This is a genomic window from Actinobacillus genomosp. 2 (assembly GCF_029773605.1).
Classification (GTDB): Bacteria; Pseudomonadota; Gammaproteobacteria; order Enterobacterales; family Pasteurellaceae; genus Actinobacillus.
In genome coordinates this window covers 1,578,935-1,591,579 of the sequence record NZ_CP103807.1, presented here as the reverse complement: position 1 = coordinate 1,591,579, position 12,645 = coordinate 1,578,935, and the positions used below count along the sequence as shown (strand labels likewise).

Genomic DNA, 12,645 nt, shown 5'->3' with positions numbered 1-12,645 from the left:
CAGGATTATCTTGTGGTGGCTGTTTATCTTTCTTTTGATAGATAACTGCTCTTGTATGTGCTTTTTGATACCGCAAAAAAGCAAAAGTTCAAACTCTCTCATTTCAGTCTTAGAGTTCGACTTAAAGTTTACTATATGGATTATTGCCATTTGCTCGCTTACGATGTACATAAGCTGACATCATTAACCCAAAAGCCGCCATCAGGGTAACATAAGAGGTCCCCCCATAGCTAAACAGCGGTAAGGGTACACCAACTACTGGCAAAATACCACTTACCATACCAATGTTTACAAAAACATAAACAAAGAATAATAATGAAGTACCGCCTGAAATTAAGCGCCCAAACGCTGAGTCCGATTTACCGCCAATCACAAGACCTCTGGCAATAATAAATAAATAAATCGCTAATAAAATTAATACACCGATCATACCATGCTCTTCACTTAATACGGCAAAGATAAAATCGGTATGTGGTTCCGGTAGAAATTCTAACTGTGATTGAGTGCCTTCCATCCAACCTTTACCATTAAAACCGCCGGAACCAATCGCTATTTTAGACTGAATAATATGATAGCCAGCACCCAACGGGTCTTTTTCCGGATCGATTAAGGTCATTACACGGGTTTTTTGATAATCGTGCATCAAGAAAAACCACATAATCGGAATAAAACCGGCTAAGAATACTACACCGGCACTAATTAATTTCCAACTTAACCCGGCTAGAAACAGCACAAAAATCCCAGCGGCACAAACTAATATTGACGTACCTAAATCCGGCTGTGCCGCAACCAATAAGGTTGGAAAAATAATAATACCTAATGCAATAAAAGTGTCTTTTAAACTTGGCGGTAAAGCTCGTGAACCTAAATAAGTCGCTACCATTAGTGGCACGGATAACTTAGCAATTTCAGACGGCTGAAAGCGAACAAAGCCTAAATTCAGCCATCGTTGCGCTCCTTTACTGGTTTCTCCGATTAAATCCACCAAGATAAGCATGATAATACAGACCAAATAAAGATAGGGTGAAATCCGCTCATAAAAACGTGGTGGAACCATAGCCATGCAGAACATTAATCCCAATCCGAGTGTTACTTGCACAATACGATTGGTAAACATCTTTTCACTCGCACCGCTCGCACTATATAACACTAACAACCCATAACCTGTAATTGCCAATAAACCGAGCAACAACCATACATCGAGCGAAAAGATCTTCCAAAAAAACTTTTTAACACCACTACTCATTGTTTATTTGTCCTTCTTCGCTTTCAAGCGGTTGATTTTGCTCAGGATTTTGTAATTGTTGGTCAGGTAATGCAATGGTTGGCTCTTTTAACGTTTTACTTAATGCAAAATCCATGACTCGACGTGCAACAGGTGCGGCATTTGTTCCGCCACCGCCGGCATTTTCTAAAATAATCGCTACTGACACTTTTGGCTCATCATAAGGTGCATAGCTGATAAACCAAGCGTGGTCGTGTAACTCTTTTTTCAGGGCATTTTTGTTATATTTACCACCGTTTAAGTTAAAAACCTGTGCTGTACCGCTTTTACCTGCTGCACGATAAAATGAACCGCCTGCCTTTTTACCCGTACCGTAACCGGCATTTACAACATTGTACATGCCTAATTTTGCTACTTCCCAAAAACGTTCCGGTACGCCTTGAATATCTTCGTAAAGTAACGGATCTTTATAAGGCTCAGTTTTATGGCTACCAATCACTTCCATCATAAGATGGGGGGTATTCACACGACCATTATTAATCAGTACCGCTTGTGCTTTTGCTACTTGTAGCGGTGTTGCAATCCAGTAACCTTGACCGATCCCGACCGGAATAGTATCGCCTTGTACCCAAGATTTTTTATAACGTTTTTGCTTCCATTCTTTATTAGGATATACACCTGCAGATTCTTCAAAAATATCAATACCGGTTTTTTGTCCGAAACCGAATTTACGCATCCACTCAGACATCTTATCAATCCCGGTATCGTAAGCGAGCTGATAGAAAAACGTATCTGAAGACTCGGCAATCGCTTTATTGACATTAGTTGAACCGTGTCCACCTCGTTTCCAGTCACGATAACGTTGTGTCGTTCCTGGTAAAATCCAAAAACCAGGGTCATAAATGGTGCTAAACGGCGTAATTTTTCCTTCTGCCAAGCCCATCACCGCATAAAATGGTTTTACCGTAGACGCTGGTGGATAAGTCCCTTGCGTGGCACGGCTATATAACGGACGAGCCGGATCGTCCAATAAGCGTTTATAATCCGCACCTGATACACCACCGACAAATAAGTTATTATCATAACTCGGGTTAGTTACCATCGCCAATACGCTGCTATCACGAGGGTCAAGCACTACAACAGAACCTTTTTGATTACCCAACAAATTCTGAATATATTGCTGTAGCTCAACATCAATAGTTAAGCGAATACTGCTACCAGCGACACCTGGTTGATCTCGTAATTTACGAATCACCTTACCTCGGTTATTGATTTCTACCTCTTCAAAACCAGTTTGTCCGTGTAATTGGTCTTCGTAATATTTTTCGATACCCAATTTGCCCATATCATGCGAACCGGCATAATTACCAAATTTACCCTCTTCTTCGAGCTTCTTCTTATCTTTTTCGTTGATTTTCGCTACATAACCGAGAATATGCGTCAACGATTCACCGTAAGGATAATTACGTTTGTAGTATGCCTGTACGTCTAGGCTTGGGAAACGATATTGGTTTACCGCAAAACGTGCCATTTGTTCTTCGTTTAAATTGCCTTTTAATAAAATCGGCGTATAACGTGAGGTACGTTTTTTCTCTTTACGAAACACTTCCACATCTTCATCAGTTAGCCCAACCACATCACGCAATTCAACTAACGTTTCTTCTAGGTTTTCCGTTTTCTCAGGAATGATATAAAGCCCAAAATAGGTAATATTTTCGGCTAATACTTTACCGTTACGGTCGTAAATCAAACCACGAGTAGGCGGAACCGGAAGTAATTTGATACGGTTGCCGTTAGAACGCGTTTGGTAATCGTCATAATTGACAATCTGTAAATGATACAAATTGGTTAATAACACACCAGTCAATACCAACACCCCGATAAACGCGACCAATGCACGACGGGCAAACAGATTACTCTCTGCTTGCCCATCTCGCACTTTCTCACGAGGTTTTGGATTGGTTAATTTTCCGAGTTTACCAAACATTGTTTATCTCATTTTGTTCTCAAGCAAATAGAAACAAGCGGTCAAAATTTTAAAAATTTTGTGCTTTTCATTTACCGTCAAGCTATTCTCGATGATAAGGGTGATTTGTTGTTAGCGACCACGCACGATATAAACTTTCCGCCACAATCACTCGCACCATTGGATGCGGTAAAGTTAGCGGCGAAAGCGACCAACTTTGTTCAGCTGTAGCTTTACATTCCGGCGAAAGCCCTTCCGGACCGCCAATCAATAAGCACACATCTCGTCCGTCATTTTTCCATGCTTCCAATTGGCTCGCTAATTGTTCGGTTGTCCAAGGTTTGCCCGGAATATCCAACGTCACAATTTTTCCCTTACCGGCTGCCGCTAACATCGCTTTGCCTTCTTGCTCTAAAATACGTTTGATATCCGCATTTTTGCCTCGTTTACCGGCAGGAATTTCTATCAACTCAAATGGCATATCTTTTGGGAAACGGCGTTGGTATTCTTCAAAACCGACCTTTACCCAATCCGGCATTTTTTGCCCGACCGCAATTAGTTGTATTTTCATTGTGCCACCACCAAAATGACGGTTATGCCCAAAGTTTTTCTAATTGATACATTTCACGGGCATCCGCTTGTAATAAATGCACAATCGCTTGACCGAAGTCAACCACGATCCAATCGGCAACCGCTTTACCTTCTTCACCAAACACTTCAAAGCCTACTTGTTTTGCTTCTGCACTTAAACGATCTGCAGTTGATGCCACATGACGTACCGATGTACCGGTTGCGATAATCATGGTATCGGTAATACTGGATTTACCACGCACATCAATTGCTAAAACATCTTGTGCTTTTAAATCATCTAAAGTTTTTGTTAAAAATTCGACTAAGTTTTGTTCCACGTTCAGTTCTCTTTCAAATTTACTAAAATACAAATATTAAATTTTAACACAAATTCGTTGCAATATAACAAATAGACAAAAGTAAAGCGGTCGTATTTGCAAATTTTTTTACCAATACGACCGCTTATATTTAACCGGCTTAGAGCTGTGCCATTTGTTCTAATAATTGCGGAGATTTGTCTACCATTCGTAATAACAAAGTAGCTTGTGGATTCGGTTTGGTTTTACCTTGTTCCCACCCTTGATAAGTCCGCACGGAGGTATGTAATTTATGTGCAAAAACCGCTTGCGACAGATTTAATTTTTCTCGAATCGATTTAACTTCAGACGGGCTAAGTTCTATCGGTTCAGGCTTTTCTAATACCGTGGTTCTCAGGGTGATTTTGCCTTGAAGGTATTGTTCTAAGGCTTCCGCCCCTTCCATTAGATCATCAAATAAACGTCCCATTTATAGCTCCCTATCCGCAATATTTTTTAAATGTTCTAATACTTTAGAAAATGCTTTTCTTTCCATTGAATTCAAATCTATTTTTCTTGATTTGTTATACCCTGTAAATAACCAAATTTGTGATCCTCTAACATAATAGTAGTAAATCACTCTGGCACCACCTTTCTTCCCCCTTGCTTGGGTTGATATACGAATTTTTCGTAAACCGTTTATGCCTTGAACAATATCTCCAGCTTCGGGATTATTCATTAAATATTCTTAAAATTCACGATAATCATCATCTGTTAAATTTTCATAACGAAATTTATCAAAAGGTGGTAATTCTACAAAAACTAACTTCACTGTTTCCTCACTATACGCTTAAAGCGTATGATTTTCAACCAATGAAAGATAGCTTATAAGTGTTTAAGTAACATACAACTTGATTATTCTTTTTTTGCGATCAAGATCGAAAAATCAACGTATTAATAATCACTCAACAAAAAATAAGGCTAGTGAAAACTCACTAGCCTTTTGCTCTTCTTAAGCCATTAATTTTTTTAAGCGATACAGCTCATCCAACGCTTGACGAGGGGTGAGTTCATCGGGGTCGATGCTCATTAATGCTTTTTCCACTTCGCTTTGTTGTACCGCAAGCGGTTGAATTTGCGGGACTTCTTGTAAATCCGCACTAAATAAGAGATCGCCTTGCGGATTATCGTGTGCTTCTTTGGTTTGTAATGAAATTTCTTCCAAATGCGCTAAACGCTGTTTCGCCAGTTGAATAACCTGTTTCGGCACACCGGCAAGCGCTGCTACCGCCAAACCGTAACTTTTACTTGCCGCACCTTCTTGTACGCTGTGCATAAACACGATGGAATCCTGATGTTCTCGAGCATCTAAATGCACATTCGCCACGCCTTTTAACTGACTCGGCAGACTGGTCAGCTCAAAATAGTGCGTCGCAAATAAGGTAAGCGATTGGGTTTTCTTAGCCAACCATTCAGCACACGCCCACGCCAGCGATAAACCGTCATAAGTTGAAGTTCCACGCCCGATTTCATCAATCAGCACTAAGCTGTTTTCGGTTGCCTGATGCAGAATATTTGCCATTTCGGTCATTTCCACCATAAAAGTCGAACGGCCTGAGGCTAAATCATCACTTGCGCCGATACGGGTAAAAATGCGGTCTAACGCACCGATTTCGGCACTATCCGCCGGCACAAAACTGCCGATATACGCCATTAAGCTGATCAATGCAATTTGACGCATATAGGTACTTTTACCACCCATATTCGGGCCGGTTACCACCAATAAATGACGTTGTGCGTTTAAGAATACCGGATTGGCAATAAACGGATCTTTTAATACTTGTTCCACCACCAGGTGGCGGCCGCCTTTGATATTCACGCCTCGTTGATGACTAAATGTTGGGCGTACATAATTCAAACTTTCCGCTCGTTCGGCAAGATTGGTCAGTACGTCCAATTCGGATAATGCCATCGCTGCTAATTGCATTTCGCCCAAATGAGGCATAAGTAAATCGAACAACTCATCATAAAGTTGCTTTTCTAACGCCAATGATGCCCCTTTTGCTTTCAGTACCTTATCTTCATAGGTTTTCAGCTCGGGAATAATATAACGCTCGGCATTTTTCAAAGTTTGCCGGCGAACATAGTGCATCGGGGCTTTATGCGCTTGCCCTTGGCTAATTTGAATATAGTAGCCGTGCACCGCATTAAAGCCGATTTTAAGCGTATCAATACCTGTTGCTTCTCTTTCTCGAATTTCGAGATTTTCCAAATATTGCGTTGCACCGGCAGATAGCTCTCGCCATTCGTCCAACTCTGCATTGTAACCTTCTGCAATCACACCGCCGTCACGAATTAATTGTGGAGGCGTTTCAATAATCGCACGTTCAAGCAGTGCGTGTAATTCGCTGAAATCGCCTATTTGTGCCACAAGTGCATCAAGCGAAGCGGTCAAATTTTTCGCATTTTTTGCAATATCAGGCAATTGTGCCAAGGCGGTACGCAAACGGGTTAAATCACGAGGGCGAGCCGAGCGCAATGCAACACGAGCAAGGATTCGCTCCATATCACCGACATTTTGGAGTAACGGCTGAAGCAGTTCGATACGTTGTTCTTTCTGCAAAGTGTCAATTATATCTTGACGCTTTTTCAGCTTTTCTAGGTCACGAATCGGTTGATGAATCCAGCGTTTCAGCAAACGGCTGCCCATTGGCGTAACACATTTATCTAAAACTGCCGCTAACATGTTTTCCGTTCCGCCGGCTAAATTTTGGGTCAGTTCTAAGTTACGACGAGTTGCCGCATCCAGCAAAATAGTGTCACTATTTTGCGCCAAATGAATACTGTTGATATGCGGTAATGCGGTACGTTGCGTTTCTTGTGCATAGTGTAAAACACAACCTGCCGCACATAATGCCACCACGGCTTTTTCCACCCCAAAACCGGCTAAACTTTGTGTACCGAATTGGCGATTTAATAAATTAATCGCCGTGACTAACTCAAATTCCCACACCGGACGGCGGCGTAAGCCTTTATAATTATTTAGAATTTCAGCAGCAGAAAAGTCTTCCGCATATAAAATTTCCGCTGGTTGTAAGCGTTGTAATTCGGCAGCAAGCGCTTCTTTATTTGGTAATTCGGTAATTAAAAAACGCCCGGAAGTCATATCCAAAGTTGCAATCGCAAACACACCTTTTTCTTCATAAATCGCTGCGACTAAATTGTCCTGACGTTCCGGCAATAACGCTTCATCACTTACGGTACCAGGGGTAACAATACGAACTATTTTACGTTCAACCGGCCCTTTGCTCGTTGCCGGATCGCCAATCTGCTCACAAATCGCCACCGATTCTCCCAATGCGACCAATTTAGCTAAATAGCCTTCTACCGCATGATACGGCACGCCCGCCATCGGAATCGGCTCACCTGCTGATGCACCTCGCTTGGTCAAAGAAATATCTAACAACGCTGCTGCTTTTTTGGCATCGTCATAAAATAATTCGTAAAAATCTCCCATACGATAAAACAACAAAATATCAGGATTTTGCGCTTTAAGTTGCAAATATTGCGCCATCATCGGCGTGTGTTTAGAAAGATCTTGAGTCATGGCTTCGCAGTTAAGTTAATCAAAATTGGTAGTTAGTGTAACAGATTGAGGGAGTGGAAAAAACTGCGGGGCGTAAAAGGAATAATTCGGAGAATAATAAAAAGAATGAAACAAGCGGTCTAAATTTGCAAAATTTTTGCTAATTTAAACCGCTTATCAGAAGGTTTAATCCGCACGAATTTGATGTAAGAAGCGTTTAGTGCGTTCGTGTTGCGGATTCTGGAAAAGTTGTGCCGGCGAGCCTTGCTCGACAATTTCACCGCCGTCCATCACGACCACCACATCCGCCACATCTAATGCGAACTTGATTTCGTGCGTAACCACCACCATTGTCCAGCCTTCTAGCGCCAACTCTTTCATGGTATTCAACACGTCTTGCACTAATTCCGGATCAAGCGCCGAAGTTGGTTCATCAAATAACATCAGTTCCGGTTGAATCGCTAATGCACGTGCAATGCCGACACGCTGTTGCTGACCGCCGGATAATTGGAATGGGTACAGCTGTGCTTTATCGGATAAACCGACTTTTGCCAATAATTTCTCGGCTTCCTCTTTGGCTTGTTCTAGCTTTTTGCCTTGCACAAATACCGGGCCTTCCATCACATTTTCCAATGCGGTTTTGTGTGGAAATAAGTTGTAATTTTGGAACACCATACCCGATTTACGGCGTAAAGAAAGAATCTGTTTTTTGATATTTTTTGCCGAAAAATCCACGCTTAATGGTTCTAAACCGTCAAACGTGATTGTGCCTTGCTCCGGCATTTCCAGCGCATTTAAACAGCGCAAAAACGTAGTTTTACCGGAACCGGATGGTCCGAGAATTACTACCACTTGACCTTTTTTAATTTCCAGATCAATACCACGTAAAATCGTGTTATCACCAAAAGTTTTATGAATATTACTAATTTTGATCATCTTGTTTTCCGTGGTTAACCATTATTTCGCCACAAAGCGGTTAAAGCGGTGTTCGAGTTTTGCTTGAATCAAGAAAAGTACCCAACAGAAACACCAATAAATTAAACCCGCCTCAATATATACCGGCAAGAAGTCGTAAGACATATTCGCCATTTGTTGTGCGACACGGAACATTTCCGTTACTGTCACCACAGAAGCCAATGACGTATCTTTAAACAAACCAATAAAAGTGTTGCTTAATGGCGGTACGGCAACTCGAATCGCTTGCGGTGCAATAATCCGGCGGAAGGTTTGCATATAGGTCATACCGATTGTATAACCGGCTTCCCATTGCCCTTTCGGCACGGAAGAAATCGCCGCACGCACGGTTTCCGAACCGTATGCACCGATATTCAGCGAGAAACCGATAATCGCCGCCGGAATCGGATCAATATACACTCCGATCGCCGGCAAGCCGTAAAACACCACCGAGATTTGCACCAACATCGGCGTGCCTCTAATAATTGAGATATACACTTTCACAATTGCAAGTGCAATGCGGTGTAGCATACCGTTTACCGGTGTCACTCGAATTAACGCAACACCGACCGCAATCGCCATACCGATAATAAAAGAAGCGATTGCTAGCGGAATAGAAACCAAGACTGCCGCTTTAACCATTGGGAAGAAGGCATCTATTACTAGCTTTACACGTGCTTCATCCATAAATGGAATTTGCAGTAAGAAATTTTCTAACACAGGCTTTCCTAAATTAATCTATTGAGTTTTAAATTCTAAGGGATATAGATGGAAATGTATACGTCTAGACGGCTAAATAAGAAAAGAAGCAGTAAAATTTGCTAAAATTTACGCAAATTTTACCGCTTGTTATTTTTAGTGGCTAGAAATTATATATTTTTTGGTTTGCTGACCATGATTTCAATCACTTGGTGATCCGTATATTGCATACTGCGAGAAGCGATCGCACAAAGGTTGTTGATCGAACGGTCAATTTGGTGTTCAACAATCCCTTCGTTGCCGGTGACTTGGGTATTATCCAATGCCATTAAAATTGATTTATAACTGGAACTCACACTGGTTGAAACTTTCATCGCACAGCTATTTGCCGCACCGTCACAAATAATACCGCTGATATCGCCGATCATACTGCTGATTGCCATACTAATCGCTTCAAATTTACCGGTTAATAACCACGCCACACCGGCACAGCTGCCCATTGCTGCCGTGGTTACCGCACATAACGCAGAGAGTTTCGGTAATTTGCTATGAATATAAATCGCCATTAAATGCGAAAGAAATAACGCTCGAATCAGTTGTTCTTCACTCGCAGCTAAATGACGAGCGACAACGACCACCGGCATGGTTGCAGTAATCCCTTGATTACCTGAACCCGAATTACTCATTGCCGGTAAATTTGCACCACCCATACGTGCGTCACTCGCCGCTGTGGTTTCAATCACAATACGATTAAGCAAATCATCACTAATTAACCCTTTACCGATTTGTTTTTGCAAGGTACGCCCGATATGTAAACCGTAATCCTGATTTAAGCCTTCTTGCGATAACGCACTATTTAAAATTGCCGCTTGTTGAATAAAGCGAATCTTCTCTAATTCCACATTTAAGGAAAAATCATAAATATCTTTCGCCGTAAGATTTGCAAAGACATTTTCCGCATTTTCACTTTCCACAACACACGGTTTGGAAAACAGCAATTCGCCGTTTTTCTCAATATAAATCACATTGGTATGGTGAGCGGCAATTCGCACTTTGACTTGTTGATCAGAATTAAATAGTGTTGCCTCGGAATAGAGAATATGCTCGGTGTCAGAAATACTGACTTCAATTTTCTGCTCGTTAATCATTTGTTTGGCAAGTTCTACTTGCTCGGCAGTAATATGTTTTAAGACTTCTAAACCGCCATTTGGATCGCCGCCAATCGCCCCGATTGCCGCCGCCATTGTTAAACCGACCGTACCTGTCCCGGTACGGTAACTCCCATACCGTTTTTCATTAAATTCGGCGAAACCTTAGCTTCGATTCGATCCGGTAATGTGCCTAAATATTGACAAGCTACCGCAGATGCCAATGCTAAAGAAACCGGTTCGGTACAACCTAATGCCGGCACAACTTCTTGTTGTACTGTGGACAAAATCGCCTGTTCTAATTCCGGACTTATACTCATTTTTCAACCCTTAATTACCAAGTTATAGATTATTGTTGTTATAGATTTTAAATGATTATTAGAACAAAATTTTTTGCAAAAAGCTGTACAATGTTTCATCACTCAATGGGATTCTTTGAACTAACCATATATTTGTCAGTCTGAGTAGGCAACTTTTGATTGAAATACGTTTTAATCTTATTTTTCTATTAACCGAGGAAATCTCACAATGAAATCATTAAAAACACTTCTAACTCTAGCTGTTGCAATGGCTGTATCCGCTACTTCATTTGCGGAAACGAACAATCCGCTTTCAACAATGAGCGATGCAGTAAAAAATACAGCTAAAAATCAAGTATCTATGACAAAAGAAAGTGCGACAAAGGCATTAAATACGCAAGTAAAAACCGCAAAAGAAACCTTAAATGTCGCAAAAGATCAAACAACGAATAAAGTGATGACAGCAAAAGATGCTTTAAATTCAGTCAAAACATCTACAAAAGATAAAGTGTCTGATATGAAAAACGTATCGAAAGAAAAGGTAACAGCTGTAAAAGCACAAGCGACAGAGAAAATGAATGGCGTTAAAGCACAAGCGGCAGAAAAAGTAACCGCAGCTAAAGCATCAATGGCAAAAGTACCGGCTTCTGCAAAAGTTAATATTAATACCGCTGACGCAAAAACCTTACAAACCTTAAGCGGTATCGGTGAAGCGAAAGCTAAAGCAATTATCGACTATCGCAATACTGTCGGTAAAATCAAAAATGCTGCTGAATTATCCAATATTTCCGGCATTGGTGCTGCAACGATTGAAAAAGTATCACCATTTTTAACATTCTAATCCTTTAGAGATGATTAGCGGTCTGATTTCGCAAAAAAATTGCAAGATCAGACCGCTTTTTTATTTAATTAAGTGAATGATTAATATCGATCATATGAATATGACCAAGCTGATTCGGATTTAACTCATACAGATAAAATTCATCATTATCTAGTTTGAGTTCTTTTGATAAAATGAAAGTCTTATTGTATTTAGCCAAAATATAGTACATGGTGTCATTTACCTCTATCATATCAAAACGTGTCTTAAAGTGCGGTCGCAAATAACCGACCATAAAGGCAAATAAGACAAAATAAGCATAGGTAAACATCAAGACGTAACTCTTATGACTTTGGAAGAAATTAATAGCGGTATGAATATTGATATTGCTGATATGTCGAGTAATCGAATGACGGAAAATTAAGGTGAACAGTACCACAACAGAGCAATAGGCAATAATACTGTTTTGATGGATTTTACCGGTAAGTAACGTGCTGATAATCAAAATCGGCAATGAAGCAATCGCACATAAAATCCCTGCCCGAACTAATTTTACACAAGAAACACTGAGAAACGGTTTCGCCTTAATTAATAAAAATAGCCCGATTAAATAGGTGGAGCAAAGAATTAACGTCACATAAAGCACATAGCCGAGGCTACGAGCAACATTGCCAGCACCGATATCCACATACCATAAGGGAAATCCGTAAAAGTAAGCCTGTGCCCAGCCGTAAGAATAGGCTGCTGACCAACTAAGTACGCCTAAAAAAGCCATAGAAAGGGAAGATGAAACAATTTTATTGATAATCCCAAGCATCCAAATTAGCACCTCAAATCTATCAAAAAAAGAGGTAGCAGATTATATTTTAACTTACATTTTTACTCAATTTGAAAAACATCCGCTTCAACTTATTTAAAGAATACAAAAAACAATCACAAAATGGCTTATTTACTTATCATTTCAAACTAATGAACATCCACTTATATAAAATTTACCCACACTTAATTGATGATTATTCAATCAAATTTGGTTAACTTTCGTATTCGTTTCGCGTTTATTCTTCTCTATATAGTGAAATATT

At 40.5% G+C, this 12,645-nt stretch carries 13 protein-coding genes; 1 reads left to right on the top strand and 12 read right to left on the bottom strand.

From position 1 onward, the window contains the following. Window positions 1-121 precede the first annotated feature (121 nt). From rodA to NYR60_RS09465, 11 genes are all read right to left on the bottom strand, one after another. Entirely contained in the window at window positions 122-1,246 is a 1,125-nt protein-coding gene (rodA, locus tag NYR60_RS07950) for a rod shape-determining protein RodA (protein WP_279466589.1), read from the bottom strand. Continuing rightward, window positions 1,239-3,212 (bottom strand): penicillin-binding protein 2, encoded by a 1,974-nt coding sequence (gene mrdA / locus NYR60_RS07945; protein ID WP_279466588.1) that lies wholly within the window; start codon window positions 3,210-3,212, stop codon window positions 1,239-1,241. Before mrdA ends, rodA begins: the two co-directional genes overlap by 8 nt. A gap of 82 nt (window positions 3,213-3,294) precedes the next feature. Continuing rightward, window positions 3,295-3,762 (bottom strand): 23S rRNA (pseudouridine(1915)-N(3))-methyltransferase RlmH, encoded by a 468-nt coding sequence (gene rlmH / locus NYR60_RS07940; protein WP_279466586.1) that lies wholly within the window; start codon window positions 3,760-3,762, stop codon window positions 3,295-3,297. Window positions 3,763-3,784: 22 nt separating this feature from the next. Beyond that, a complete protein-coding gene (rsfS, locus tag NYR60_RS07935) occupies window positions 3,785-4,099 on the bottom strand; it encodes a ribosome silencing factor (RefSeq protein ID WP_279466585.1) in 315 nt (104 codons plus the stop codon). 139 nt (window positions 4,100-4,238) lie between these two features. Further along, on the bottom strand, window positions 4,239-4,547 hold the full coding sequence (locus NYR60_RS07930) for a helix-turn-helix domain-containing protein (RefSeq protein WP_279439545.1): 309 nt from the start codon (window positions 4,545-4,547) through the stop codon (window positions 4,239-4,241). Continuing rightward, window positions 4,548-4,796, bottom strand: coding sequence for a type II toxin-antitoxin system RelE/ParE family toxin (locus NYR60_RS07925; RefSeq protein WP_279466584.1), 249 nt, complete (start codon window positions 4,794-4,796; stop codon window positions 4,548-4,550). Between the two features lie 273 nt (window positions 4,797-5,069). Then, on the bottom strand, window positions 5,070-7,664 hold the full coding sequence (gene mutS, locus NYR60_RS07920; RefSeq protein WP_279466583.1) for a DNA mismatch repair protein MutS: 2,595 nt from the start codon (window positions 7,662-7,664) through the stop codon (window positions 5,070-5,072). Window positions 7,665-7,829: 165 nt separating this feature from the next. Then, entirely contained in the window at window positions 7,830-8,579 is a 750-nt protein-coding gene (locus NYR60_RS07915) for an amino acid ABC transporter ATP-binding protein (RefSeq protein WP_279466581.1), read from the bottom strand. A gap of 21 nt (window positions 8,580-8,600) precedes the next feature. Beyond that, window positions 8,601-9,317, bottom strand: coding sequence for an amino acid ABC transporter permease (locus NYR60_RS07910; protein WP_279466580.1), 717 nt, complete (start codon window positions 9,315-9,317; stop codon window positions 8,601-8,603). A gap of 149 nt (window positions 9,318-9,466) precedes the next feature. Further along, complete coding sequence (locus NYR60_RS07905) at window positions 9,467-10,444, bottom strand: serine dehydratase subunit alpha family protein (RefSeq protein ID WP_431831754.1); 978 nt, start codon at window positions 10,442-10,444, stop codon at window positions 9,467-9,469. Between the two features lie 98 nt (window positions 10,445-10,542). After that, window positions 10,543-10,764, bottom strand: coding sequence for a hypothetical protein (locus tag NYR60_RS09465; protein ID WP_431831742.1), 222 nt, complete (start codon window positions 10,762-10,764; stop codon window positions 10,543-10,545). 208 nt (window positions 10,765-10,972) lie between these two features. On the opposite strand from NYR60_RS09465, the gene NYR60_RS07900 reads away from it, so the two are divergent. Next, window positions 10,973-11,584, top strand: a complete 612-nt coding sequence (locus NYR60_RS07900) for a ComEA family DNA-binding protein (protein WP_279466579.1) — start codon at window positions 10,973-10,975, stop codon at window positions 11,582-11,584. A 64-nt stretch (window positions 11,585-11,648) separates the two neighbouring features. On the opposite strand, the gene NYR60_RS07895 is transcribed toward NYR60_RS07900, so the two are convergent. Then, window positions 11,649-12,380: a hypothetical protein gene (locus NYR60_RS07895; protein WP_279466576.1), complete on the bottom strand. Its 732-nt coding sequence runs from the start codon at window positions 12,378-12,380 to the stop codon at window positions 11,649-11,651. Window positions 12,381-12,645: the final 265 nt, after the last annotated feature.

What these genes read in the sequence shown, in the direction of transcription:
- rodA (WP_279466589.1), bottom strand. Translation starts at nt 1,246, where the DNA reads ATGAGTAGTGGTGTTAAAAAGTTTTTTTGGAAGATCTTTTCGCTCGAT.
- mrdA (WP_279466588.1), bottom strand. Translation starts at nt 3,212, where the DNA reads ATGTTTGGTAAACTCGGAAAATTAACCAATCCAAAACCTCGTGAGAAA.
- rlmH (WP_279466586.1), bottom strand. Translation starts at nt 3,762, where the DNA reads ATGAAAATACAACTAATTGCGGTCGGGCAAAAAATGCCGGATTGGGTA.
- NYR60_RS07930 (WP_279439545.1), bottom strand. Translation starts at nt 4,547, where the DNA reads ATGGGACGTTTATTTGATGATCTAATGGAAGGGGCGGAAGCCTTAGAA.
- NYR60_RS07925 (WP_279466584.1), bottom strand. Translation starts at nt 4,796, where the DNA reads ATGAATAATCCCGAAGCTGGAGATATTGTTCAAGGCATAAACGGTTTA.
- mutS (WP_279466583.1), bottom strand. Translation starts at nt 7,664, where the DNA reads ATGACTCAAGATCTTTCTAAACACACGCCGATGATGGCGCAATATTTG.
- NYR60_RS07915 (WP_279466581.1), bottom strand. Translation starts at nt 8,579, where the DNA reads ATGATCAAAATTAGTAATATTCATAAAACTTTTGGTGATAACACGATT.
- NYR60_RS07905 (WP_431831754.1), bottom strand. Translation starts at nt 10,444, where the DNA reads ATGATTAACGAGCAGAAAATTGAAGTCAGTATTTCTGACACCGAGCAT.
- NYR60_RS09465 (WP_431831742.1), bottom strand. Translation starts at nt 10,764, where the DNA reads ATGAGTATAAGTCCGGAATTAGAACAGGCGATTTTGTCCACAGTACAA.
- NYR60_RS07900 (WP_279466579.1), top strand. Translation starts at nt 10,973, where the DNA reads ATGAAATCATTAAAAACACTTCTAACTCTAGCTGTTGCAATGGCTGTA.
- NYR60_RS07895 (WP_279466576.1), bottom strand. Translation starts at nt 12,380, where the DNA reads ATGCTTGGGATTATCAATAAAATTGTTTCATCTTCCCTTTCTATGGCT.